General features: G+C 41.8%; 1 protein-coding gene. It reads left to right on the top strand.

The features are described from left to right. The first annotated feature begins 21 nt into the window (after window positions 1-21). Window positions 22-306 carry a transposase gene (locus tag FD01_RS17015; protein ID WP_420864860.1) on the top strand — a complete coding sequence of 95 codons (285 nt, stop codon included), beginning with the start codon at window positions 22-24 and terminating at the stop codon, window positions 304-306. Window positions 307-400: the final 94 nt, after the last annotated feature.

Here is a 400-nt window from a genome sequence, read left to right as displayed (position 1 = left end):
TTTTAAGAGAGGGTATAATGAATAAATCATCTCTCAAAAGGAAGGAATTTTTACATACCAACTCATTACGACAAAGAATTCAAACAAAACATTATCAACCTATATAAACAAGGCGAATCAGCTGCCCAACTGGCCAGAGAATATGGCATTGGCTATTCAACAGTTCATAAGTGGATCCAGGGCCAGGCCAAAACTCAATCCGGTAAATCGCCAGACGAAATCAAAGCGATGGAAAAGCGACTGGCTTCGCTGTCTGAGGAGAACGAAATCCTAAAAAAAGCCCTGGGCTTTCTTGCGCAGAAGTAACCAATATCTTTGATTACATTCACCAAGAAAGCCATCATCACCAGGTAACCAAGATGTGCCGAATCCTCGGTGTTTCCAGAGCTCAGTATTATCG

It is taken from the genome of Lacticaseibacillus manihotivorans DSM 13343 = JCM 12514 (genome assembly GCF_001435035.1).
In the GTDB taxonomy this organism is placed as follows: Bacteria; Bacillota; Bacilli; order Lactobacillales; family Lactobacillaceae; genus Lacticaseibacillus; species Lacticaseibacillus manihotivorans.
The sequence above is the reverse complement of the archived record's forward strand: the minus strand, read 5'-3'. Positions and strand labels throughout refer to the sequence as shown.